Raw genomic sequence first — 24394 nt, forward strand, 5'->3', positions numbered from 1 at the left:
TCGTTGGCGGGCCGGTCATAGAGGGTCACGGGGTCGCCGACCTGCTCGATTCGGCCCTTGTTGAGCACGGCGATCCGGTCGGCCACGTCGAGGGCCTCCTCCTGGTCGTGCGTGACCAGGACGGTGGTGACGTGGACCTCGTCGTGCAGCCTGCGCAGCCACTGGCGCAGGTCGGCGCGCACCTTGGCGTCGAGGGCGCCGAAGGGTTCGTCGAGCAGCAGCACCTCGGGGTCGACCGCGAGTGCCCGGGCGAGTGCCATCCGCTGGCGTTGCCCGCCCGACAGCTGGGCGGGGTAGCGGTGCTGGAACCCGTCGAGCCCGACGATCTCGAGCAGGTCGTCGACCTTGCGCGCTATCTCGGCCTTGGGCCGCTTGCGGATGGTCAGGCCGAAGGCCACGTTGTCGCGCACCGTCATGTGCTTGAACGCGGCGTAGTGCTGGAACACGAACCCAATACCGCGCTTCTGCGGGGACACCCCGGTCACGTCCCGTCCGCCGATGACGATGCGACCGCCGTCGAGCTGCTCCAGACCGGCGATCGAGCGCAGCAGCGTCGACTTGCCGGACCCGCTCGGCCCCAGCAGGGCGGTCAGTGAGCCCGCGGGGATGTCCAGGGTCACGTCGTCAAGGGCGGCGAAGGCCCCGTAGTGCTTGCGGGCGCCAAGGACGGTGATCATGTGGTTCTCCTCTTGCGGTCGAGCGCGGTCATGCCGAGCAGCGTCAGCACGGCCAGGCCCATGAGCAGGGTGGCGGCGGCGTAGGCGCCGTAGGTGTTGTGGTCGTCGATGTAGCGGGAGTGGACGAGCAGGGTCAGGGTCTGGGAGACCCCGGGGAAGCCGGAGCTGACCATGATCACGGCGCCGAACTCCCCCAGCGCCCGGGCGATCGTGAGGACGGCGCCGTAGGTCAGCCCCCAGCGGATCGCCGGCAGGGTGATCCGCCAGAACGTCTGCCACGTGCTGGCACCGAGGGTGGAGGCGGCTTGCTCCTGCTCGGTGCCGATCTCGTGGAGCACCGGCTCCACCTCGCGCACCACGAACGGCAGGGTGACGAACAGCGTGGCGATGACCATGCCCGGCAGCCCGAAGATGACCTTGAAGCCAAGCCGTTCGAGACCACCGAACCAGCCGTCGGCTCCCCAGAGCAGGATGAGCGACACGCCGACGACGATCGGCGACACCGCGAACGGCAGGTCCACCACGGCCTGGACCAGGCCGCGTCCACGGAACCGTCCGCGCACCAGGGCCAGCGCCGTCCCCACCCCGAACACGACGTTGAGGGGCACGACGATCGCCACGATGAGCAGCGACAGGTTGAGCGCGGAGATCGCCGCGGGAGTCCTGATCGACTCGAGAAACGCCCCCACACCCTCTCCGAACGTGCGCACGAGGATGAGCACGATCGGGACAGCGAGCAGGAGCACGAGGTAGCCGAGCGCGACGGTGCGCAGGCCGATCCGGGCGGTGGTGGAGGTCTTCACTGGGCCTCCTCCTCCCGGCGCAGGCTGCGGCCGGCGAACACCCGCAGCACGAACAACGTGGCGAAAGCGATCACCAGCAGCGCCACGGACACCGCGGCGGCGTTCAGCGGCCGGTCGATCTCGATCTGCTGCTGGATGTACTGCGAGGCGACCTGGGTCTCGCGTGGGATGTTCCCGCCGATGAGCACCACCGAGCCGTACTCCCCGATCGCCCGCGCGAACGCCAGTCCGGTGCCGCTGATCAGGGCCGGAGCCAGGGTCGGCAGCACGACCCGGCGGAAGGTCGTCCAGTTCGACGCCCCCAGCGAGGCGGCGGCCTCCTCGACCTCGCGGTCGGCCTCGATGAGCACCGGCTGGACGGACCGGACGACGAACGGCAGCGTCACGAAGGCCAGTGCGACGAGCAGCCCGGGCTGGGTGGCGTTGAGGTGGACGTGGATCGGGCTGTTCGGCCCGTAGAGCGACAGCAGCACGATGCTGGCGACGATGGTGGGCAGGGCGAAGGGCAGGTCGATCAGGGCGTTGACGACGCGCTTGCCCCGGAAGTCGTCGCGCACCAGCACCCAGGCGATGAGCGTGCCCATCACGGCGTTGACCACCGCGACGACGGCGGCGACCAGAACGGTCACGCGCAGCGAGGCCAAGGCGACCGGCGCGGTGACGGCCTCCCAGAAGCCGCCGACGCCTTCGCCGAGCGAGGTGACCGTGAGGGCCGCGAGCGGGAGCAGGACGAGAACGCTCAGCCACAGGCCCACGAGGCCGATGCCGAGGGGTCGGGCGAGCGGTCTGGCGCCCTGGAGCCGGCGACGAGGGGTGTCTGCGCGCGGCGGCAGGGACGCCACCTCGGAGATCGAGATGTCGTCCCTGCGCGCGCTGTGCGTGGTTGCGGTCATGGCCTACGACGTGGCCTTGTCGTAGATGACGGCGATGGAGCCGGTCTCCTTCTTGAAGAGCGTGCCGTCGACCGTCTTCCAGCCACCCAGGTCGTCGATGGTCCAGAGCTTCTGGGGCGCCGGGAAGTCGGCCGCGAACTCCTTGGCCACGGCCGGGTCGACGGGGCGGAAGCCTGCCTGGGCCCACAGCTTCTGGGCCTCCGGGGTGAAGAGGTAGTCGTTGAACGCCTTGGCCTTGGCGAGGTTGGGGCTCTTGCTCAGCACGGCGGTGGGGTTCTCGATCTTGAAGGTGGTCGGCGGCGTGATGTGCTCCACCGGGTCCCCGCTGCGCTCGGCGAACAAGGCCTCGTTCTCATAGCTCAGCAGCACGTCGCCGGTGCCCTGCAGGAACGTCTCGGTCGCCTCGCGCCCCGACTTCGGCTGCACCTTGACGTGATCCGTCACCAGCTGCTCGATGAAGGCGAGGCCGGCCTTGGGGTCCTTTCCACCGTCGCTCTTCGCGGCATACGGCGCCAGGAGGTTCCACTTGGCGCTGCCCGAGCTGAACGGGTTCGGGGTGACGACCTCGACGCCTGGCTTCAGCAGGTCGTCCCAGTCCTTGATGCCCTTGGGGTTGCCCTTGCGGACGACGATGGTGACGACCGAGCCGAACGGGATCCCCTTGTACTGGTTGGCGTTCCAGTCCTTGGCGACCAGTCCCGCGTCGACGAGGCGGGTGATGTCCGGCTCGACCGAGAAGTTCACGAAGTCAGCCGTCGCGCCTGCCGCCACCTTGCGCGACTGGTCTCCCGAGGCGCCGTAGGACTGCTGGAACTGAACGCCCTTGCCGGCCTCGGTCTTGTTGAACGCGGGGATCACCTTGTCGTAGCCGACCTTCGGCACGGCATACGCGAAGAGGTTGATCGTGCCCGTCTTGGCGGCGGCATTCTCGGCGTCCGCCGCGGCACCGACCGTGTCGCTGGCTCCGCCGCCGCCACAGGCGGTCATCACCATCGCGCCGACGGTCGCGGCGGCGGCCAGGGCGAGGCGGGGGTGACGGCGGGTCGACTTCATCGGAGCTCCTTGGTTGCCGTGAGGCGTTGGATGCGCACCCTGCGCATCTCCTATGTGACAACTAGGAGTTTGGATAGCAATTAGTTATCGGTCAAATAACGTGACCTTATGTCTCGCATCGTGGAAGGGCCGGGACTGGCACGTATGCCGCGCGCCGGCCACCGCGCGGAAGTCAGGACGGGCGTGGGTCAGGAGAAGTCGCGACCGCGCAGGACGACGTGCTCGGGGGCCGCGAGCGCGCGGATTTCGCGTCGCGGATCGGCCGCGTAGACCACGAGGTCGGCGTCTGCACCCTCCTCCAGCCCAGGTCGGCCGAGCCATTCGCGAGCGCCCCAGGTCGCGGCGTACAGGGCCTCGTCGGTGGACAACCCCGCCTTGGTCAGCTCATGGGCCTCGTCGGCCACCAGTCCGTGCCGCAAGGATCCCCCCGCGTCCGTGCCCAGATAGATGGGTATGCCGGCGTCCCGGGCCGCGCCGATCGTGGCATAGCGGCGCTCGTGGAGCGCGAGCATCCGGCGGTGGTAGTCGGGGAACCGGTCCTTCGCGGGCTCGGCGACGGATGGGAAGGTCGCGATGTTGACCAGGGTCGGCACGATCGCGATCTGCTGCTCCGCGAACTGCGCGATGGTCTCGGCCTCCAACCCGGTCGCGTGCTCGATGCAGTCGGTGCCCGCCGCGGCGAAGTCGTAGAGCGAGGCCTCGCCGAAGCAGTGGGCGGTCACCCTGGCGCCCTCGTGGTGGGCGGCGGAGATCGCATCGGTGAGCACGTCGACCGGCCAGCAGGGCGTGAGGTCGCCGGCGTCGCGGTCGATCCAGTCGCCCACGAGCTTGACCCACCCGTCCCCTGCGCGAGCCTCGATCCGGACGCGCTCGACGAGCTGGTCGGGCTCGATCTCGTGGGCGTAGTTGCGGATGTAGCGACGGGTGCGCGCGATGTGGCGGCCGGCCCGGATGACCTTGGGCAGGTCGTCGCGCTCGTCGATCCACCGGGTGTCGGCGGGCGATCCCGCGTCGCGGATGAGCAGCGTCCCCGCCTCGCGATCGGCCAGCGCCTGAGCCTCCGCGGTCGCGTCGTCCACCGCGCCGTGGGCGTCGAGCCCGACGTGGCAGTGCGCGTCGACGAGGCCGGGCAGGACGTAGCCGCGCAGCGTCTGGACGTCGGATCCGCTCCCGCTCGGCCGTTCGAAGGTCAGCCTTCCGCCGACCACCCACGCCTCGGGCCGCACGTCCTCGGGGCCGACGAGGACCTCACCACGCAGGTGCAGCACCGTTGCCGTCATGTCGCCGACCCTACCGGCGCAGGGAACTCACCCCAGTGGACCGATATTCACGCGTGGCCCACGCAGGGATCCGTCCAATTGGGTGAAATACCTGCGTCGGGGTCAGTGGGGCTCGGTGAGTGGCTGGACGAAGCGGCGAACCACCTCGACGACGACCTCCGGCGCATCCGTGTGGACCCAGTGCGTCGCGCCCTTGACGGTCACCTGGCGCACCTTCGGGAACAGCGCCCGCATCGAGGGCAGGTCCTCGTCGGTGATGTAGGACGACTCCGAGCCGGCGATCCACAGGACAGGCCCGGCAAAGGGCGGGAGCTCTGCGGTGGTCTCGGGCCAGTCCGCGATCACCGAGCCCGCCCCCCGGGCAGCATCCGCCGCGAACAGCTCGAGGTTGGCCTGCCAGCGCCAGGAGTCGCCGTCGCGCCGGAGGTTCTGCAGCAGGAACGCCTTCACACCCGGGTCGGGTTCCTCGAAACGCGCCTCGGCGTCACGCCGGCTGGCCAGCTCTCTCAGGGGCAGCCGCTGCATCTCCTCGATGTAGCCGCTGAACCGCTCCAGGCTGCCGTAGCTCTTGGGCGCGATGTCGACGACGACCAGCCTCGACACCAGCTCGGGATGCTCGAGGGCCAGCAGCATCGCGGTCTTGCCACCCAGGGAGTGCCCCACGACCACCCACGACGCGTCGGCGTCGATGCCGCGCAGGGTGTCGGCGACGGCCGCGGCATACCCCTCGAAGGAGAACTCCTGTGACCACGGGGACCGGCCGTGGTCCGGGAGGTCGACCAGGGTGCTGCGCGCACCCCTGCCGTCGGGTCCGGCGAGCGCCTTGGCGATCTGCGACCAGTTGCGCCCCTGCCCGAAAAGCCCGTGGAGAAAGGCGATTCGCGGCCCTGCGGTGCCGACCGAGAGGGTGTGCAGCGGTGCTGCGTGGCTCACCTGCCGAGGAACTTCTCGAAGCCTGCGGGCAGCTGGTTGGGGTCGAGGTCAGCGGGTATGCCGCCGTCCCCGGCGCCTCCTCCGAAGGCGGCCCCGCCACCGCTCGCCTTGGCGGCCGCGCCCTTCTCCAGGGCTGCCCGCTCCTCGGCGGCCCGCTTCGCCGGGTTGCCCGACTTGGACTTCTTGCGCTGTGGCTGCTGCTGGCGGCCCTTCTTGCCGCCACCCATGCCCGGCATGCCGGGCATCCCGGGGATGCCGCCGCCGCGCGCGAGCTGCTTCATCATCTTCTGCGCCTCGGTGAACCGCTCGAGCAGCCCGTTCACCTCGGACACCTGCACCCCCGAGCCCTTGGCAATGCGCAGCCGGCGCGATCCGTTGATCTGCTTGGAGTGGGTGCGCTCGAACGGGGTCATCGACCGGACCATCGCCTCGATGCGGTCGAACTCACGCGGGTCGAGGTTGTCGAGCTGGGCCTTCATCTGGCCCATGCCCGGCATCATGCCGAGCATCGCCTTCATGCCGCCCATCTTCTTGAGCGCCGACATCTGCTGCAGGAAGTCGTCGAAGGTGAAGTCCTCCTCGGCGAGGAACTTGCGCTGCATCTCCTCGGCCTGGCTGCGGTCGAACGCCTTCTCGGCCTGCTCGATGAGGGTCAGGACGTCACCCATGTCGAGGATGCGCGAGGCCATCCGGTCGGGGTGGAAGACCTCGAAGTCCTTCACGCCCTCGCCGGTGCTGGCGAACATGATCGGACGACCGGTCACCGAGGCGACGGACAGGGCGGCGCCACCACGGGCGTCGCCGTCGAGCTTGGACAGCACGACGCCGGTGAAGTCGACGCCAGCCTGGAACGCCAGGGCCGTCTCGACCGCGGCCTGGCCGATCATCGCGTCGATGACGAACAGGACCTCGTCGGGCTCGATCGCCGTGCGGATGTCGGCGGCCTGCTGCATGAGGTTGGCGTCGACGGCCAGGCGTCCGGCGGTGTCGACGATGACCACGTCGTGCTGGGCGCGGCGCGCCTGGTCGATTCCGGCTCGGCTGACCGAGACCGGGTCGCCGAACGAGCGGGTGCCCTCACCCGTCGGACCGACGGCGTCGTGGCCCCCGATGTTGCCGCGCTCGGGTGCGAACACAGGGACGCCCGCGCGCTCACCGACGACCTCGAGCTGGGTGACGGCGTTGGGTCGCTGCAGGTCGGCGGCCACGAGGATCGGCGTGTGGCCCTGCTCCTTGAGCCACCGGGCGAGCTTGCCGGCGAGGGTGGTCTTGCCGGCGCCCTGCAGACCGGCGAGCATGATCACGGTCGGCGGGTTCTTGGCGAACGCGATCGTGCGCGTCTGGCCACCGAGGATGCCGATGAGCTCCTCGTTGACGATCTTGACGACCTGCTGGCCCGGGTTGAGGGCTCCCGACACCTCTGCCCCGAGGGCCCGCTCGCGCACGGCGTGGGTGAACGCCTTGACGACGGGCAGCGACACGTCGGCGTCGAGCAGCGCGAGCCGGATGTCGCGGACCGTCGCGTTGACGTCGGACTCGGACAGCCGGCCCTTGCCCCGCAGGTTCTTGAAGGTGGCTGTCAGGCGGTCGGAGAGTGAGGTGAACACGGGCCCAAGGTTAATCGACCCAGGGTCCTGCGCCGGACGCAGCGCCAGAAGGTGGTCCGCGTGCAGGTATCCGTCCGAGTGGACGGATACCTGCACGCGCGGGGCGGCAGCTCCTAGGCGGGAGCGGCGCCGTCGCAGGTGTCGATCACCATGGCCACGGTCTGCGCGACCTTGGCCGGCGACAGGAGCCGGCCACCGAACTCGGTGAGGTAGAAGGTGTCCAGGGTCTGGCCGGCATACGTGGCGATGTGCGCGGAGCGCACCGAGAGCCCGGCCTTGGCGAACCCCATACCGAGCTCGTGCAGCAGGCCCGGACGGTCCTGGGCACGCACCTCGATCACGGTCGCCTCCTCGGAGGCGCGGGGCACGACGAGGGCCCGGGCCTGGCCGGGAGACCCCGTTCCCGACTCGGCGCTGGGTCGCGCGGCGAACTGGCGCCGGCGTTCGAGGAGCCCCAGCGGCCCGCGGTCCCCTTGCGCGAGCCGCTCCAGCCCACGGACGATCCGCTCCTCCTGCGGAGCCTCTCCACTCGGGTTCTCCACGTGCCACTCGTTGGCGGCGACGCCGTCGATGGTGCGCAGGATGGCGGTGCGGACGACCAGCCCGTATGCCGCGAGCAGCCCCGCGGTGTCAGCGAACAGTCCCAGCCGGTCGCGGTCGAAGACGTCGATGCGGTAGGACCCGCCCTGCGGACGGATGATGACGCGGGGGTCCCCGGCCGCCACCGACTGGAGGTCGGCCTCGTCGACGGTGGTTGTCTCGGCCGGCGGTGGCACGCTGCCTTCCTCCCAGCCCTTGCGGGCTCCTTCGGCGAGCTGGGCCAGCAGGGTCGCCCGCCAGTCGGTCCAGGCCTGCGGGCCGGCGGCGCTCGCGTCGGCCTCGGTCAGGGCCACGAGCAGGTCGAACACCTCGCGCGAGCCGCCCACCGCACCCCGCGCCGCGGTGACCGTGCCTGCGTCCTGGTGGTCGCGGCGGGTGGCGAGGTCGATGAGGGTGAGGTGCTCGCGCACGAGCGTGGTGATGACCTCCACGTCGGCGGCGGGGTACCCCAGCCTCGTGGCGATGGTCCGGGCGAGGGGAGCTCCGGTGGCCGAGTGGTCGTGGGCACCCCGGATCTTGCCGATGTCGTGCAGCAGGGCGGAGAGCAGCAGGAGGTCGGCCCGGGTGACCCCGCGCACCAGTCCGCCGGCGAGGACGACGGTCTCGATGAGGTGCCGGTCGACGGTGTGGCGGTGCACGGCGCTTCGCTGCGGGCGAGAGCGCACGGCTGCCCACTCGGGCAGCCAGCGGTCGATGATGCCGGCCTGGTCGAGCCCCTCCCAGACGGCGACGAGGCCGGGACCGGTCGCCAGCAGGTCGGCAAAGAGGTCGCGAGCGATCTCCGGCCACGGCTCGGGCAGGGTGGGTGCCTGGCCGGCGAGGTTGGCCAGCGTGGTCGGGGCGATGGGCAGGTGGCTGCGGGCGGCGACGACTGCCGCGCGCAGGGGCAGCAGCGGGTCGCTCGACAGGGTGCTGCGCGGTCCGAGGACCACCTCGCCGTCGTGCTCGAACATGCCGAACCCGAGCGGGTTGAGCTGTGGGCGACGCGGTCCGACGCGCAGGGTGCGGGCTCGCTGGGACTGCCCGGCGCGGCGCACCGTGCCGTCGAGGGCGTAGGCGATGGTCCGGCCGGCGTCGGCAACCGCCGTCATCATCTCGTCGGAGTCGCCGTGGCCGAGCAGCGCCGACACGGCATCGTGGTCCTCACGGGTCAGCCGGTCGCGGCCACGGCCAGTGACCACGTGGACGGCGTCACGCGCGTCGAGCAGGGTCTGGTGGGCCTCGTCGACCCCCACGTGGGGACGGTCGGTCAGCCAGGCAGCCACGAGGGCGCCGAGCACCGTCATGTCTCGCAGGCCGCCGTGGGCCTCCTTGAGGTCGGGTTCGAGGCTCTGGGCGAGCTCGCCGTGGCGGGCGTGCCGGGCCTTGAGGCTCTCGACCAGCTGCGGCAGCCTGCGCCGGGCGTTCGCGCGCCAGTCGTGCGCGACGGTCGAGCGGGCTGCGGCCACCACCTCGGGGTCGCCGGCCACGCACTGGAGGTCGAGCAGTCCGACGGCTGCGGCGAGGTCGCCGGAGGCGACCGTCCGGCACTGGTTGACGGTACGCACCGCGTGGTCGAGCTTCACGCCGGCGTCCCAGACGGGGTACCAGACCCGGTCGGCCAGTCCGCGCAGGTCGTCACCGCTGAGTGAGCGCCCGTAGTGCAGCAGGACCAGGTCGACGTCGCTGAGCGGCCCGGCGTCACCCCGCGCGAGGCTGCCGACCGCGGCCAGGGCGATCCCCTCGGTCGAGCGGCCGTCCAGGGCCACCTTCCAGACCTCACCGAGCCAGCCCCGCGTGAGGGACGCGATCGCGTCGCGGCGGACCGGGCCGGCCCCGGGGGCGTCGAAGCCCCTCGCCCCCGCAAGGTCGAGGCGGCGGGCCGCCAGGTCGGTCTGCTCGATGGTCACGTGCTCCACCCTCCCCTTCCGACGTTTCGGAACGTGAGCCGTCGTGTTACGCCCGTGTTAGACGTTCCATGGCCGATGGCGCCCGGCCCCGCGAACGGGACCGGGCGCCATACCCAGTGGTTGGTGTGCTGCTAGAGGGCGTCGACGCCGCGCTCTCCGGTGCGGACCCGGACCACGTCCTCGACGGGGATGGTCCAGATCTTGCCGTCACCGATCCGGCCGGTCTGGGCCGCCTTGAGGATCACGTCGGCCACCGAGGTGGCATCGATGTCGTCGACGAGGACCTCCACCCGCACCTTCGGTACGAAGTCGACGGTGTACTCGGCGCCGCGGTAGACCTCGCTGTGGCCGCGCTGCCGACCGTATCCGGACGCCTCGCTGACGGTCATGCCGGAGATGCCGTAGGCCTCCAGGGCCTCCTTCACCTCGTCGAGCTGGTGGGGCTTGATGATCGCGGTCACGAGCTTCATGCGGACGCTCCCTCAGGGGTCTTGGCAGGCTTGGCGGACGAGGTCGAGACTGCACCGGAGGAGCCGAACCGGCCGCCCGTGAATCCGCTGAGCTCGTAGGCCGACTCGCCGTGCTCGCTCTGGTCGATACCGTCGGACTCGACATCCTCGGTGACCCTCCAGCCCAGGGTGTACTTCAGGGCCAGCGCGATCACTGCGGTCAGGATGCCACTGATGAGCAGCGACGCGAACGCGATGATGATCTGCACCACGAGCTGCTTGGCGCCACCTCCGTAGAACAGACCCGACCCGGTGGCGAGCAGACCGGCACCGATGGTGCCCCAGAGACCGGCGACCAGGTGGACACCGACCACGTCGAGGCTGTCGTCGTACCCGAAGCGGTACTTCAGGCCCACGGCCAGGGCAGACAGGCCACCCGCGACCACGCCCAGGATCAGGGAGCCGAGGGGCGACAGCGCGCCACAGGCCGGGGTGATGGCTACCAGGCCGGCGACGACGCCCGACGCGCCACCGATCGAGGTGGCGTGCCCGTCGCGGATCTTCTCCACGAGGAGCCACCCGAGCATCGCGGCACAGGTGGCAGCGGTGGTGTTGAGCCACACCGTCGATGCAAGGCCGTCCGCCGCGAGCTCGGAGCCCGCGTTGAACCCGAACCAGCCGAACCACAGCAGACCGGCGCCGAGCATGACGACCGGCACGTTGTGGGGACGCATCGCCTGGGTACCGAAGCCGAGCCGCTTGCCGACGATCAGCGCGAGCACCAGGCCGGCGATACCGGCGTTGATGTGCACGACCGTGCCACCGGCGAAGTCGATGGGCAGCACGTTGGCCACGCCGTCGGTCGCCCCGAAGATCTTGGCCGACAGGCCGCCCTCCGCGCCGGACAGGACGCCGCCGCCCCACACCATGTGGGAGATCGGGAAGTAGACGATGGTCGCCCAGATGCCGGAGAAGACCAGCCAGGTGCTGAACTTGACGCGGTCAGCGACGGCGCCGCTGATCAGCGCGACGGTGATGACGGCGAAGGTGAGCTGGAAGCCGACGAAGACGGTCTCGGGGATGAACACGTCGACGCCGAACACGTCGATCAGTCGCGAGCCGTCCTCACCGATGACGTTCTTGAGGCCGAACAGGTGGAAGGGGTTGGTGAACAGGCCGGCGATGTCTGACGAGCCGTCCTGGAGGTTGCCGAAGGACATGGAGTAGCCCCACAACACGTAGATGACGCCGACGACGCCGAGGGCCCCGAACGACATCATGATCATGTTGAGGACGGACTTGGCTCGCGTCATGCCGCCGTAGAACAGCGCGAGACCTGGGGTCATGAGCAGGACCATCGAGGCGGCGACGAGCATGAAGGCGGTCGCGGCCTCGTTGATCGTGGGGTCTGCCACTGGCAGCAGTGCTGGAGTCATGGGCAGAACTCTGACCGGGCGGCGTTTCGGGGCGTGCCGGAGTTTGTTACAGCCGTGTTAGCGGAACCGTCTGCGGGTAAGCATCAGGTTTCGGACCGCGCAACGTCTCACATCGTGGGAGCGTCGTCCGCCTGAGGCCGCTTCTTCGGAGGATCCACCGGGTCAGGACACGGCGGATCCGCCGAACAAGCGCCTGACGTGAGGGGCGCCGGGGGGTATCCCGCGGGCGCGCCGCGGTCAGAACGCCGAGATCACTGCGGGTGCCCGTTGCGGGCGGCTGAGACCGCGAACCACCGCGGTCTGGCCGTGGCGGCGGACCGCGACGCCGGTGAGCAGCCCGAGCACGGGAGTGATGACACCCTCGGGATAGGTCGGGGTGTCGAGCCCGACACTGGCGGCCAGGTCGTCGCCGTGGACGACGAGCTCCATCAGCCGCGTCGTCAGGAAGTCCTCGGTCGTCAGCGACCAGCCCTGCCACGGGATGAAGATCGTGTCCGGGTCGCGAGGTGCAGCGAGCAGCCCCGGGAGGTCGTCGGCCCACTCCCCAGCCAGCTCGAGCACGACGTCGGGGCCGACCTGGGCGCCGTCGTTCTCACCGTCACGGATGGACACGTTGACCTCGTCCTCCGGACCGGCCTCCACCCACGCAGCCCGGGCGTAGTGCTCCAGCAGCGCGATCGGCGGCGCGTCGTCGGGCTCAGCCCGCAGGCCGCGCACGGTGTTGCCCGCCTGCTTGAGCAGGTGGTGGGTGAGCCCTCCCACGGTCATGCCCGCGCAGGCGCTCTCCTGCTCCCAGGCATCGCGCACCTGCGGTCGGGCAGCCAGCTCGAGGGACAGGTCGACGGCCCCCAGGAACGCGGTGACGTGCTCGCCTCTGCTCACGCGACGACCCTAACCGGCGGCACCGACGGGGTCGCGGCTCGATCGGTCGATGTCCTCCGGCCCTGCGTCGGGTGGAGTGGCAGGTGACCCGCCGCGAACGCGGGCGAAACGGTCACGCAGCCACGCGGCATACCTCTCGAGGGGGAGGAACGCGAGCATCATCACGAGGTGTGGCCAGAAGGCGATGGTGATCGCGCCGTAGGTCATGGCGTGGAAGACGAACCACCCGCCCACCGCCCGCCCCCGCCACTTCTCGGAGAGCAGGAAGATGACGGGCGAGGTGAGCTCGGCTCCCATCAGCACCCACTGGAACCAGTGCAGCGTCCAGGGCACCTCGAGCAGCCACTGGGCCATCGGGGTCCCGCGTCGCACGACCGCCCGGACCATGGTCGCCGAGTTGACCCAGTCCCAGCCACCGAACCGGACCTTCGCCCAGGACGAGAGGAAGTAGGTGGCGATGGCCGCCAGCTGGACGGCCCGCAGCGCGAAGCCTGCCGCCTCGCTGCGACGGCGGTCCGACAGGTGGGCCAGCCCCACCGTCGGCAGCAGCGCGAGGGCGACCACGAAGTCAGCACGGTCGTGGTCGACCTTGCCGTAGGAGAAGGCGACGTACTGGTACCAGACCCAGCCGACGGCGACCGTCCAGCCGAGCACTCGTGGCGCCCGGCCGGTCATCGCAGCCAGCGCCGCGAGCACGCAGCCCCACTTGAGGACCTGGACGAGCAGGACCGAGGCAGCGGGCAGGTGCAGGATCCTGCCCATGACCAGCGGTTCGTACCAGACGGGGTCTGCGTAGCCGTGGTACCAGCCGGAGGTGTGCAGCAGCACCACGTCGACGATGACGAACGCGAAGACGAGCACCCGCAGCGCCGCCACCCGGGACACCGGCATCGGGGCGAACAGCCAGCCGGACAGACCCTGCGCCCCACGTCGGCGCCAACCCGTCAGGGCACGCGGTCGCGCGCTCATGGCGCCTCCCACTGCGCGAGCACCTCGGTGCGCACCTCGCCGGTGGGCTTGCGGTCGACCACGACGATGAGGCGGCGCACGACGCGCAGCGCGGTCCACTCGGCCGCCGTCGGGCGCAGCTCGGCATGGCTGCGCGTCAGGGTGCCGAGGCGGGACGGGTCGGCTTCGATCTGGGGGATGCGACCCTCGACCTCGGCGCGGTTCAGGCCGACGTTCTCGGGCGTGAGTGGCGCGCGCACCCACGTCCCTGGCGCGTCGGCGGTCTGGACCTCGATGCCGGTCGACCACACCGAGCCGGTCGCGGCCTGCGACGTGGAGAACATCCGCCACGGCCCGAACGGCCACCAGTGGTCGTCGCCCACGAGCGAGCCCGCGCAGAACACGACGGTGAAGGCGAGGACGACAGCCACGCGCCACGCCTTTGCCACTCGACCGAGTCGGTCCACCCCCGTCTCCACGCGCTCAGGCTAAGCCATCCGGTGTGCCGGCCGGTCCTCCGCGATGGAGGCGGCGAAGAGCGAACGGCTGGACGCAAACCACTCCGCATCGCGCAGTGGTCGCTCGGCATGACCCGCTGCCACCATGCGCACGAAGGCCGGATCGCCTTGCGCTGCAAGCTCCTCCACCGTCCGGGAATGGCCCAGCATGCATCGCAGAACGGCGTCCGGGACCTGCGCACGCAGCCCGGCGTCGGCGGCATACCCGTCGAGGACGGCAGCGAACTTGTGCAGGCGGTCCGCCATCGTCACCACACCCATCTCCCTGCGGACGGCCGACTGGTCGTGCCAGAGCGGCGTCCACGACCAGAGCACGTAGGCGAGGTCTTCGACCGGCCACCCCGGGCAGGCGAAGTCGAAGTCGATGACGGCGAACGACCCGTCCGGGCGCAGCACGGTGTTGTAGGTGCCGACGTCATGGTGGGCGATCACCTCGCCGGGTCCCAGTGGTCGGCCCGGCACCACGTGCCAGGGCTGCGCGGGGTCGGGTTCGAAGCCGGCCTGGGTGTCGTGGAACGCCCGCAACCAGGCGCCGATGGCACGGCACGCCTCGACGGTCCGGAACTCCGGCGCGAGCTGGTCCGGGCCCAGCGTGCCCGCAACACCCTCGACGTATGACGCGACCTCGCGTCCCAGCGCATCGGTGCCCAACGCGCGGGGTGCTGCGTCGAAACCTGCGGCCGCGAGGTGGTCCAGCAGCGCGTGCACGGCGGGAGTCCAGTGGCCAGCCTGCCGCCGGACCGTGTCGCCGACGCGGACGACGTGGCCGGTGTTGCCGCCGCTCAGCGCCTCCTCGCGCACGTCGGCGTTCACCGGTGCCTCCTGCGTGCCAGTTTCGCGACGACGTACGCCAGGGCCACGAGACCGGCACAGGCTCCGAGGCCCGAGATGAGCTCGCCACGGTTGGCCTCGACGACGCGGCTGTCGTCGTCGCCGGTGGATGAGCCGGATGGCCTGGACGGGCTGGGCGAGCCCACCTGCACGACGGTCACGCGCTGGATCAGCGAGTGCAGGCCCTCACTGCCTGCGAGGAGGTCCTGGCCGCCGGGCGCCATCGACAGCGTCTCGCCCTGGGGCTGCATGGGGAGCACCTGGGAGGTCTTCGTCTGCCAGGTCGCCGGGTCGAGCACGGCCAGTGCGGTGTAGGTCCGGACCGCCAGCCCGGAGCCGTCGGGCAGGAACACCGCGTCGGTCACGATGTCGGGCGCGGTCGCGACCTTGGTGAGCCGGTTCACGCCCTGGCGGCTGGGCGTGGCGGGGAGGGCGTAGATCCCACCCGGCCGCTCCTTGGTCACGACGAGAACCCCACCCGACCTGGGGTCGACCGCGATCGCCTCCGCGTTGTGCGATCCGTCCGGATAGGTGAGCTCCCACGACGCCCACGGCCCGGAGGTCGTGCCCAGCTCGGGTTCGTCGAACCAGAACACCCGCACCATCGGCCGGGCGCCGTCGTTGTCGCCGATGTCCGCCACCAGCATCCGGCCCTGGGGCGTGATCGCCAGGGCTTCGACGTCGCGCACCGGCGCGTCGAAGGTGTGCACCCCGACCGTCCTGCCGGTCGTGGTGTCCACTGCGAAGACCCGGGACGTGTCACCCGAGTCGTTGACCGTCCAGACGGTGTGCGGGTGCCTCCGGCTGAGCGCCAGGCCGGACGACTCGGGGATCCGGTCGTCGTCGATCCGGATGGCCAGGCCCTGAGACCCGGAGGTGGCGGTTGGTCGCGCCGGATCGATCAGGGCGGTCGCGGCGCCTTGCCGGGCGGCTGGCGCGGCAAGGGCTGCGCCCGGGACCCCGATCACCGCTGCGGCGAGCAGGGTGCCCGTGAGGGCGAACCCCTAGGCAAGAAGCGCGTCGACGAAGGCCTCGGGGTCGAACGGCGCGAGGTCGTCCGGCCCCTCCCCCAGCCCCACGAGCTTGACGGGTACACCGAGCTTGCGCTGCACCGAGACCACGATGCCGCCCTTGGCGGTGCCGTCCAGCTTGGTCAGCACGATCCCGGTGACATCGACGACCTGGGCGAACACCTCGGCCTGGCGCAGGCCGTTCTGTCCGGTGGTGGCGTCGAGCACGAGCAGCACCTCGTCGATCGGGCTCTGCTTCTCGATGACTCGCTTGACCTTGGCCAGCTCGTCCATCAGGCCGACCTTGTTGTGGAGCCGTCCGGCCGTGTCGATGAGCACGACGTCGGCCTCCATCTCGGCCCCGGCCCTGACGGCGTCGAAGGCCACCGCCGCGGGGTCGGCACCGTCACGCTCGGAGCGGACGGTCGGCACCCCGACCCGGGCCCCCCACGTCTCGAGCTGGTCGGCGGCGGCGGCCCGGAAGGTGTCCGCAGCGCCGAGCACGACGTCCTTGTCCTCGGCGACGAGCACGCGGGCCAGCTTGCCGACCGTGGTCGTCTTGCCCGTGCCGTTGACGCCCACGACCAGCACCACGGCAGGACGCCCGTCCACCCGCGAGCTGACGACGGTGCGGTCGAGCGACGGGTCGACCAGCCGCAGCAGGTCCTCGCGGAGCCAGCCGCGAACGGTGGCCTCGTCGGTCGTGCCCTCGACCTTGACCCGTGCACGGAGGGTCTCGACGAGCTCAGTGCTGGCCTCGACCCCGAGGTCGGACGCGATGAGGGTGTCCTCGACCTCCTCCCACGCAGCCTCGTCGAGCTTGCCGCGGGACAGCAGGGTCAGCAGTCCGTGACCGAGGGCGGTGTTCGAGCGGGCCAGTCGGGCGCGGAGCCGCTGGAGCCGTCCGGCGGGCGCGTCCGGGCGGTCGAGCGTCGGCGTCGGCTCTGGTGAGGGCAGGGACTCCTGGGGCGGCGACGGCAGGGTGTCGACCGAGCCGGCGTCCTCGATGGAGCGCTTCGGGGCGTCCCGTGGCGGTTCGGCGTCGTCACCGACACCGGGCAGCACATCGGTGGGCCCCTTGGTGCCGCCCCTCGGGGCGGGTGCCGACTTCCCCCGGCCCCCGCGTCCGCGCACGAGCCCCAGCAACACCGCGCCCAGGACGACGAGGAGCCCGACGGCGACGGCAATCCATTCCCACAGCTGATCGATCACGCGCGCCATCCTCTCATCCGGAGGAGCGCGCGCCGACCGCACGCCGACCGCAGACCCACCGTCGGCACCGCCGCGGCTGGACGCGCCGGTGCCCCGCCGACGAGGTCGACGGGGCACCGGGATGACGCAGCTGCTGCTACTGGGGCACGGGGATGCTCCAGATGCCGCGGCCATGGGTGGCGGCGTACACGTTGCCGTCAGGACCTGACTCCAGGTCCATGACCACGGTGCTCGGCAGCCCTGAACCCAGCACCTGCCAGGAGGTCGCCCCTGGTGCTCGGTAGAAGACGCCCAGGTCGGTGCCCACCACCAGCGCGCCGTTGGACAGCCGCTTGACCGTGCTCGAAGGGACGTCCGGCAGGTTGGCGCTCACGTCGGTCCAGGTGGCACCGCCGTCGGTCGTCTCGTAGACGTGACCCACGCCCGCACCCGGGCCTTCGGTGAACCGGCGCGAGAAGCCGTTGATCGCGGCATACGCGTGGTTGCCGTTGGCGGCATCGATGGCCAGGCCCTGGACGAACCGCAGCGGGAAGCTGGCGGCCAGCGTGAGCTGGTGCCAGGTGCCTCCCGCGTTGGTCGCGATGCCCCGCGCGAACCCGGCGTTGTTGCAGGGGCCGCACCACGACACGTAGGCCGTGCCGCCCTGCATCGCCACCGCGGTCGCCGAGTGCCCCGCTCCGAGGTCGAACGCCTTGGTCAGGTCGGCGGCGCTGCGCGTGGCCGTCCAGCCCTTGGTGCCGACGTAGACGTAGCGGCCGCCGAAGATGAAGTGGTCGGACGCTGCGCCGTCGAGCGCGATCGGGGCGATGAACCGCGGCGACGGGTCACCCGGGTCGAGTGACCACGAGCTCGCGTCGGCCTCGCTGAGCGCCCCTGGGTTGAGGGCGCAGTTGTTGGTGATCTTCACCGCGAGGTTGACGTACTCCTGCAGCTGGTTGCACCCGTTCGCCGGGTCTGCGGCACCGTCGCCACCGTCACCGCCGAAGTTGGAGCCCATCTCGGTGTCGGCGTTGGTGCCGTTCGGGGCGACCTTGAACAGGTTCGACACCCCGTTGTCCTGCAGCCCGCCCGAGACCACGACACCGCTGCCGTTCTTGGTGTCACGACCCACGGAGACCGAGTAGTACTGGAGGGCGTCCATCGTGCCGTCGGTGGTCGTCGACACCAGGTCGGTGGCGTTGCCGTTGGCGTTGACCGCGCCGTTGACCGGGCGCCGGTAGACGCCGCCGTCGTTGCCGAAGAAGACGACCGGGGCGCCGCCCGCGGTCCCCACCGTCACGGAGTGCTGGTCGGGGTGACCCGCCAGCGGACAGGTGTTCTTGCCGTCGGCGATGTTCCAGCACGGGAAGTAGAAGTTCCAGTACGGCGACACGGCCGACCAGTGCGAACCCGCGTCCTTGGTCTCGAAGACCTCTTCGAGGCCCGCCCACACGTGGTCACGGTTGGCCGGGTCGACGGTGAGGAACTGGTTGTACCAGGCCTGCACACCGACGCCGTAGCCCTTGCGGTCCAGGGCGGAGCCGCTGTTGTGCAGCTGTGCCTGGTCGCCGATTTTGTTCCATGGTCCGTTGGGTGAGCCACTCTTGGAGACGAAAATGCCTGCGAGAGAAGACGATGCGCTGATCTTGCTCGGCTGCTGGACCATCGCGTAGAGGCGGTCACCGGTCTTGCTGAACGCGAACGTCGTGTAGCCCACGTCGCTCGTGTTCGTGATGCTGCCGAGGGTCACCGACAGCTTGTGCCAGCCCGACGGACCGGTCGTGAAGTCGTTGGTCTCGTAGAAGCCGTTGTAGGTGTCACCCGAGCGCCAGCCGATGGCTGCGATCACGTGCTTGGGGTTCTTGGGGTCGACCGCGATGTCGTTGACGATGTTCTTGTATGCCGCGTTCGTGGGTCCCGAGGCCGTGTTGCCTCCCCAGTCGCTGCCTGCCGGCACGAGCACGTTGCCCGCGTTGTCCTTGATCTCGGGCATCCAGCTCATGTTGGGGGCGAACCCGAAGGTCCAGGCGCCGGCCTTGGTGCCCGCAGCGTGGTACCAGATCCCCCTGTTGGTCGCGGCGAAGACGGTCGCGCCGCCGCCCCAGCGGATCCGGCCGATCGTGGTCGACTCGAGCTCCTTGCCACCGACCCGGTCGGTCGGGGCGAAGGAACCGGACGTCGGGTTGGCGAGGCGGAAGACCCCGGCGCCGACGTAGGAGGTGGCACCGGTGTTGGACTCCCCGGTCGCGAACCAGAGGGAGCCGTCACCCGCGAGCTGCAGGTCGCCCGAGCTCAGCGAGGGCAGCGAGTCGGCGATGGGCGTCCAGCCGCCCCCACCCTGGGAGGATCGCCAGACCCCGCCGTCGGCGCCGGCGGCATACACGTGGTTGGCAGCGTCAGCCGCGAGTCCGGTGATGCGACCGGTGACGTGGCCGGCGCCGCCGGAGGAGTTGGAGTACCAGTCCCGGTAGCGCGGGTCGTCGGCGTTGTAGGGGACCTTGGTGACCTCGTTCCAGCTGCCGGGGCTGTGCTGCATGGCCTGCATCTGGGCGAAAGCCGAACCATAGGCGCCGGGCGCGACGATCCCCGAGGGAGCGGTGCGAGCCTGGTCGAACTGCTCGGCGATCGTGACGGCTTCCTTGGACTCGTTCTGCGCCTCGGCGGGGTTGCCGCCGGCGATCATGAGCGCCTTCTCCATCACGGCGGCGTTGTAGTGCCGGTCGCGCCATTGGTACTTCAGCCATGCTTCGTTGAGCTCGTGCCGGCCGAGGAAGCCGGCGGCTCCGCCGGCGACCAGTGCCAGTCCTGCGCCGCCGGCGATCAGCCTGCGGGCTCGGGGTGTGAACGATGCCATCCGCGCATCTCCTCCTGGAGGGATAGGACCCGATCGGGCCCGCCCCAGCATCCAGCCACAGCGCGGGAAGCACCCATGACATTTGTCATGGGTGGTGAGGGTCAGTTGCCTGCTGACCTGCGCAAACGCGGACGGCTAGCGGTGTCTTGGCACCGCCTCGCCAGCCCAGGGAAAGGTATGCCGTGCGGGCCACGCCGGGCACGCGCGGACCGCCGGGGGCGGCCGGGACCGCCGGGACCGCCGGGACCGCCGGGGCCGGCCGGGTGCGTCAGGCGTCAGACGGCGCGGTGACGGCCAGCGTCGTCCAGGCTGTCGCTGGGGGCACTGCTGCTCACGGTGTCGCTGACCTTGTCCTTGGCGGACGTGATGGCGTCGCCGGTCTTCTCCAGCGTCGACTCGGTCTTCTCCTTGACCACGGCGATGAGCTCTTCGCCCTGCGGCGTCAGGAGCTCGCGGCCCTCGCGGCGTGCCGGGATTGCGACCACGGCGACCACCGCAACAGCGAGTCCGACGCAGAGCAGCATGCCGATGATGAGGGGGACCATGCTTCAAGGGTGCCCCGCGGGGCGGGAATGCTCAAATCGACCCGCCGCGCGCCCGAGCCCGTCGCTGTGAGGTCCGCACGGCGGCATACCCGTTGAACTGCACGTTCGTGCCGCGCGGCCCATCAGGGCCGGCGCGCTCAGGCGCTCTGCGCCGCCACGTCGCGGATCCGCTGCGAAACCACAGTGGTCACACCGTCACCACGCATCGACACACCGTAGAGCGCGTCCGCGACCTCCATCGTGCGCTTCTGGTGGGTGATGACGATGAGCTGGCTGGAGTCACGCAGCTCCTCGAACAGCGTGATCAGGCGGCCGAGGTTGGCGTCGTCGAGCGCCGCCTCCACCTCGTCCATGATGTAGAACGGGCTGGGCCGCGCCTTGAAGATCGACACCAGCAGCGCGACCGCGACCAGCGACCGCTCGCCGCCGGAGAGCAGCGAGAGCCGCTTGATCTTCTTGCCGGGTGGGCGCGCCTCGACCTCGATGCCGGTCGTGAGCATGTTGGCCGGGTCGGTGAGGGTCAACTTGCCCTCACCGCCGGGGAACAGTCGGCTGAAGACGCCCTCGAACTGGGCGGCGGTGTCGTGGAAGGCCTCGGTGAACACGCGCTCCACCCGCTCGTCGACCTCGCGCACGATGTCGAGCAGGTCGCGCTTGGACTTCTTCAGGTCCTCGAGCTGCTCGGTGAGGAACTTGTGCCGCTCCTCCAGCGCCGCGAACTCCTCGAGCGCCAGCGGGTTCACGCGACCCAGCGCGTTGAGCGCTCGATCAGCCTTGCGCAGCCGCTTCTCCTGGGTCTCGCGGACGTAGGGCCCGGGCTCGGGGATCTCGTCGGGGTCGTCGTCGGGCCCGACGACGAACGGGACGAGCTGGTGGGGGCCGAAGTCCTCCATCAGGGCCTCGGGGGAGATGCCGAGCTCCTCGACGGCCTTGGCCTGCATGGCCTCGATCCGCAGCCGCTGCTGGGTGCGGGCCACCTCGTCGCGGTGCACGGTGTCGGTCAGCTCTCGCAGGTCGTCCTGCAGGACGGAGACGTCGCGCCGCACGACGGTGAGCGCCTGGTCTCGCTCGGTGCGCTCCTGCTCGGCGACGGCGCGCCGGAGGGCCGCGGTGTCGAGGGCGCCGGCGATCAGGGTGCTCGCGTACGCCGCGCCGCGTCGGACGGCCTCGGCCACCGTCGCCTCGCGCTTGCGGCGTTCCTGGCGCGCGGCCAGTCGCTGGCGGGCGGCCAGCTCGTTGCGCGCCGCCCCCTCGAGGGAGTCGGCGCGGCCCTTGAGCGCCCGGGCCCGCTCCTCCTTGGTGCGCAGCGTGAGCCGCAGCTCGGTCTCGGCCGTTCGTCCACGGCTGGCTTCGAGCTCGAGGCGATCACGCTCGTCGGTGCTGGGGTCCTGCGACTCGGTCGGCTCGGCGCTCGCCTCGTCGAGGCGCACGGTCAGCTCGGCAAGCTCGCGGCGGTCGTTCTCGAGCCCCGCCGTCGCGTCGGCGATGGAGCGCTCGGTGCGCTCGGCCTCGGCCTTGGCCGACCGAACGGTGGCGCCGAGGTGGCCGAGCCGCTCAGCCACCGCGGCCATCTTCGCGTCCGAGTCGTGCAGCCGCTCGAGGGCCGCCTCGACGTCGTCGGTGGCGACGCGGTGCTGCTCCTGAGCGGAGGTCAGTGCGAACCGCGCCTGCTCCCCGCGCCTGGTGGCATCGGCCACGCGGTCGCGCGTCTCGTCGACGGCCGACTGGATCTCGATGAGGCTGGGCGCGTGGCTGCTGCCGCCACGGACGAAACCGGGGGCGAACACGTCCCCATCGGTCGTGACCGCGGTGATTCCCTCGCCCTGGGCGACCAGGGCGGCTGCCAGGGCGGGGTCGGACACGAGGGCGACCCGGTCGAGGAGCTGCTCCACCGCCGGGCGCACCGTCGCGGGGGCCTCCACCACCTCACGGGCCCAGACCGCCGTACCCTCGAGTCGCGGCCAGCTGGCCGGGTCGCTCGACGAGGCAGTCTGTCCGACGAGGAAGGCAGCCCGACCGGCGTCGTCGGCACGCAACGTGGTCAACGCGCGAGCGGCGTGCTCGACGGACTCCACGGCGAGGGCGTCACCGGCCCAGCCGAGGGCTGCGGCGACCGCGGCCTCGTGACCGCCCTTGACCTGGAGAAGCGACGCGACCGACCCGACGATGCCGTGCCGGGAGTCCGCGGCGGCGAGGAGAGTGGCGGCTCCGTCCTTGCGGGACAGGCTGAGCTCGAGGGCTTCGAGCCGGGCTGTGCCGCTGGTTCGGTCGCGTTCGGCGAGACGCTCGGCCTCGCGGTGCTGCTCGACCTCGGCCTCGACCTGCTCGAGGACGGCGGCGGCCTTCTCGTAGGCCGAGTCCAGCCCTTCCTCACCCTCCTCGTCGACGGCGACGGAAGCCTCGAGGGTGTTGAACTCCTGTTCGGCGGCTGCGGCTCGTTGCAGGGACTGCTCGATGACGCCGCGCAGGCGACCGATCTCCGCCTCGCCGGCTTCGAGACGGCTCTTGCGGGCACCGACCTGACCGGCGAGCTTCGCCAGCCCTTCGCGGCGGTCAGCGGCCGCTCGGGCGAGGCGCTGGAGGCGTTGCTGCTCTGCGGCATACGCCTGCTCGGCGGCCTCGCGGGCGGCGACGGCCCCCTCGAGCTCGGTCCTGGCCTCGCGCACCTCGGCGAGAAGGGCTTCCTCCTGCTTGCGCGCCTCCACGGCCTGGGCGCGCAGCTCCTCCGGGTCGCGACCGGAGGTCTGCTCGTCCTGGGTGTCCTGCGACAGCAGGCGGACGCGTTCGGCGGCGAGCGACTCGGTGGAGGTGAGCTTGTCGCGCAGCTGCTGCAGGCTGAACCAGCGCTCCTGGGCCCGGGCGAGCTCGGGAGCCGCGTCCTGGGCCTGCTGCTCGAGCGTGGCCAGGCGGCTCCGCAGGGTGGCCAGGCCCTCCTCCACCTCGGTGCGTTTGGCGATGAGGGCGGTCTCGTCAGCCACCTCCTGCTCCAGCGTGGAGGTGAGCTGGACGAGGTCGTCCGCGAGCAGCCGCAGGCGGGCGTCGCGGGCGTCGGCCTGGATGACGGCAGCCTTGCGGGCGGCTTCGGCCTGACGACCGAGGGGGCCGAGCTGGCGGCGGATCTCACCGGTCAGGTCGTTGACCCGGGTGAGGTTGGCCTCCATCGACTCGAGCTTGCGGAGTGCCTTCTCCTTGCGCTTGCGGTGCTTCAGGACACCCGCGGCCTCCTCGATGAACCCGCGACGCTCCTCCGGGGTAGCGCGCAGCACGGCATCGAGCTGGCCCTGACCGACGATGACGTGCATCTCGCGGCCGATGCCGGAGTCGGAGAGCAGCTCCTGCACGTCGAGCAGCCGGCACGAGGTGCCGTTGATGGCGTACTCGGAGCCGCCGTTGCGGAACATCGTCCGCGCGATCGTGACCTCGGTGTAGTCGATCGGCAGCGCGCCGTCGGTGTTGTCGATGGTCAGGGCCACCTCGGCGCGACCCAGGGGCGCGCGTCCGGCGGTGCCGGCGAAGATGACGTCCTCCATCTTGCCGCCGCGCAGGCTCTTGGCGCCCTGCTCCCCCATCACCCAGGCGAGCGCGTCCACGACGTTCGACTTGCCGGAGCCGTTGGGCCCGACGATGCAGGTGATGCCGGGTTCGAGGCGCATCGTGGTCGCCGAGGCGAAGGACTTGAAGCCCTTCAGGGTCAGGCTCTTGACGTACACGAGCGGGTCGGCTCCTGGTTCGTGGCTGGCGGGGTCTGCCGGGGCTGGCTGTGCGTGGGCCACCTTACCTGCGGGAGGGAGGCGCTCCCGGCACCTTCCGCCGTCCTGCGTTGCCTGTGCACCGTGAGACTGGAGTGACGCCAGAGGTATGCCGCGCCGCCCCGTCAGCCCGGCACCTCGCCGTGGGACCACCCCACCTTCTCCGACTTGTTGCCGGCAGATCGTCACGAGACGCCATTCCGGCGCGTCCGTGACCACCAGGTCGCAACACGTCCCAGCGCCCCC

At 70.9% G+C, this 24394-nt stretch carries 18 protein-coding genes and 1 pseudogene; all 19 read right to left on the reverse strand.

The features are described 5' to 3' along the window. Window positions 1–23: 23 nt before the first annotated feature. Window positions 24–677: pseudogene (locus AC1DWP_RS15975) on the reverse strand (sulfate/molybdate ABC transporter ATP-binding protein); the annotation flags it as partial. Beyond that, window positions 674–1480 carry a sulfate ABC transporter permease subunit CysW gene (cysW, locus tag AC1DWP_RS15980; RefSeq protein WP_477615475.1) on the reverse strand — a complete coding sequence of 269 codons (807 nt, stop codon included), beginning with the start codon at window positions 1478–1480 and terminating at the stop codon, window positions 674–676. The gene cysW and the pseudogene AC1DWP_RS15975, both read right to left, overlap by 4 nt. Further along, window positions 1477–2373 (reverse strand): sulfate ABC transporter permease subunit CysT, encoded by an 897-nt coding sequence (gene cysT / locus AC1DWP_RS15985; protein WP_477615476.1) that lies wholly within the window; start codon window positions 2371–2373, stop codon window positions 1477–1479. The genes cysW and cysT overlap by 4 nt, the downstream gene beginning before the upstream one ends. A 3-nt stretch (window positions 2374–2376) precedes the next feature. Beyond that, entirely contained in the window at window positions 2377–3426 is a 1050-nt protein-coding gene (locus AC1DWP_RS15990) for a sulfate ABC transporter substrate-binding protein (RefSeq protein WP_477615477.1), read from the reverse strand. Window positions 3427–3614: 188 nt separating this feature from the next. Next, window positions 3615–4706 (reverse strand): amidohydrolase family protein, encoded by a 1092-nt coding sequence (locus AC1DWP_RS15995; protein WP_477615478.1) that lies wholly within the window; start codon window positions 4704–4706, stop codon window positions 3615–3617. Window positions 4707–4808: 102 nt separating this feature from the next. Then, the gene (locus AC1DWP_RS16000; RefSeq protein ID WP_477615479.1) at window positions 4809–5639 is read right to left on the reverse strand and encodes an alpha/beta fold hydrolase; all 831 of its coding nucleotides are present in this window, start codon (window positions 5637–5639) and stop codon (window positions 4809–4811) included. Beyond that, window positions 5636–7246: a signal recognition particle protein gene (gene ffh, locus AC1DWP_RS16005; protein WP_477615480.1), complete on the reverse strand. Its 1611-nt coding sequence runs from the start codon at window positions 7244–7246 to the stop codon at window positions 5636–5638. The genes AC1DWP_RS16000 and ffh overlap by 4 nt, the downstream gene beginning before the upstream one ends. 113 nt (window positions 7247–7359) lie before the next feature. Then, window positions 7360–9735: a [protein-PII] uridylyltransferase gene (locus tag AC1DWP_RS16010; RefSeq protein ID WP_477615481.1), complete on the reverse strand. Its 2376-nt coding sequence runs from the start codon at window positions 9733–9735 to the stop codon at window positions 7360–7362. A 131-nt stretch (window positions 9736–9866) separates the two neighbouring features. After that, window positions 9867–10205 carry a P-II family nitrogen regulator gene (locus tag AC1DWP_RS16015; protein ID WP_344131170.1) on the reverse strand — a complete coding sequence of 113 codons (339 nt, stop codon included), beginning with the start codon at window positions 10203–10205 and terminating at the stop codon, window positions 9867–9869. After that, complete coding sequence (locus AC1DWP_RS16020; protein ID WP_477615482.1) at window positions 10202–11620, reverse strand: ammonium transporter; 1419 nt, start codon at window positions 11618–11620, stop codon at window positions 10202–10204. The genes AC1DWP_RS16015 and AC1DWP_RS16020 overlap by 4 nt, the downstream gene beginning before the upstream one ends. Window positions 11621–11857: 237 nt before the next feature. After that, window positions 11858–12502, reverse strand: coding sequence for a maleylpyruvate isomerase N-terminal domain-containing protein (locus tag AC1DWP_RS16025; protein WP_477615483.1), 645 nt, complete (start codon window positions 12500–12502; stop codon window positions 11858–11860). Window positions 12503–12511: 9 nt separating this feature from the next. Continuing rightward, window positions 12512–13471: a hypothetical protein gene (locus AC1DWP_RS16030; protein ID WP_477615484.1), complete on the reverse strand. Its 960-nt coding sequence runs from the start codon at window positions 13469–13471 to the stop codon at window positions 12512–12514. Next, window positions 13468–13929, reverse strand: a complete 462-nt coding sequence (locus AC1DWP_RS16035; protein WP_477615485.1) for a hypothetical protein — start codon at window positions 13927–13929, stop codon at window positions 13468–13470. The genes AC1DWP_RS16030 and AC1DWP_RS16035 overlap by 4 nt, the downstream gene beginning before the upstream one ends. A 9-nt stretch (window positions 13930–13938) precedes the next feature. After that, a complete protein-coding gene (locus AC1DWP_RS16040; RefSeq protein ID WP_477615486.1) occupies window positions 13939–14781 on the reverse strand; it encodes a phosphotransferase in 843 nt (280 codons plus the stop codon). Next, the gene (locus tag AC1DWP_RS16045; protein WP_477615487.1) at window positions 14778–15767 is read right to left on the reverse strand and encodes a hypothetical protein; all 990 of its coding nucleotides are present in this window, start codon (window positions 15765–15767) and stop codon (window positions 14778–14780) included. Before AC1DWP_RS16045 ends, AC1DWP_RS16040 begins: the two co-directional genes overlap by 4 nt. 36 nt (window positions 15768–15803) lie before the next feature. Beyond that, window positions 15804–17030, reverse strand: a complete 1227-nt coding sequence (gene ftsY / locus AC1DWP_RS16050; protein ID WP_477615488.1) for a signal recognition particle-docking protein FtsY — start codon at window positions 17028–17030, stop codon at window positions 15804–15806. A gap of 127 nt (window positions 17031–17157) precedes the next feature. Continuing rightward, a complete protein-coding gene (locus tag AC1DWP_RS16055; protein ID WP_477615489.1) occupies window positions 17158–19854 on the reverse strand; it encodes a WD40/YVTN/BNR-like repeat-containing protein in 2697 nt (898 codons plus the stop codon). A 275-nt stretch (window positions 19855–20129) separates the two neighbouring features. Then, a complete protein-coding gene (locus AC1DWP_RS16060; RefSeq protein ID WP_477615490.1) occupies window positions 20130–20399 on the reverse strand; it encodes a hypothetical protein in 270 nt (89 codons plus the stop codon). A 137-nt stretch (window positions 20400–20536) separates the two neighbouring features. After that, entirely contained in the window at window positions 20537–24109 is a 3573-nt protein-coding gene (gene smc, locus AC1DWP_RS16065; protein ID WP_477615491.1) for a chromosome segregation protein SMC, read from the reverse strand. Window positions 24110–24394: the final 285 nt, after the last annotated feature.

The organism is Pedococcus sp. P2_F6 (genome assembly GCF_056403675.1).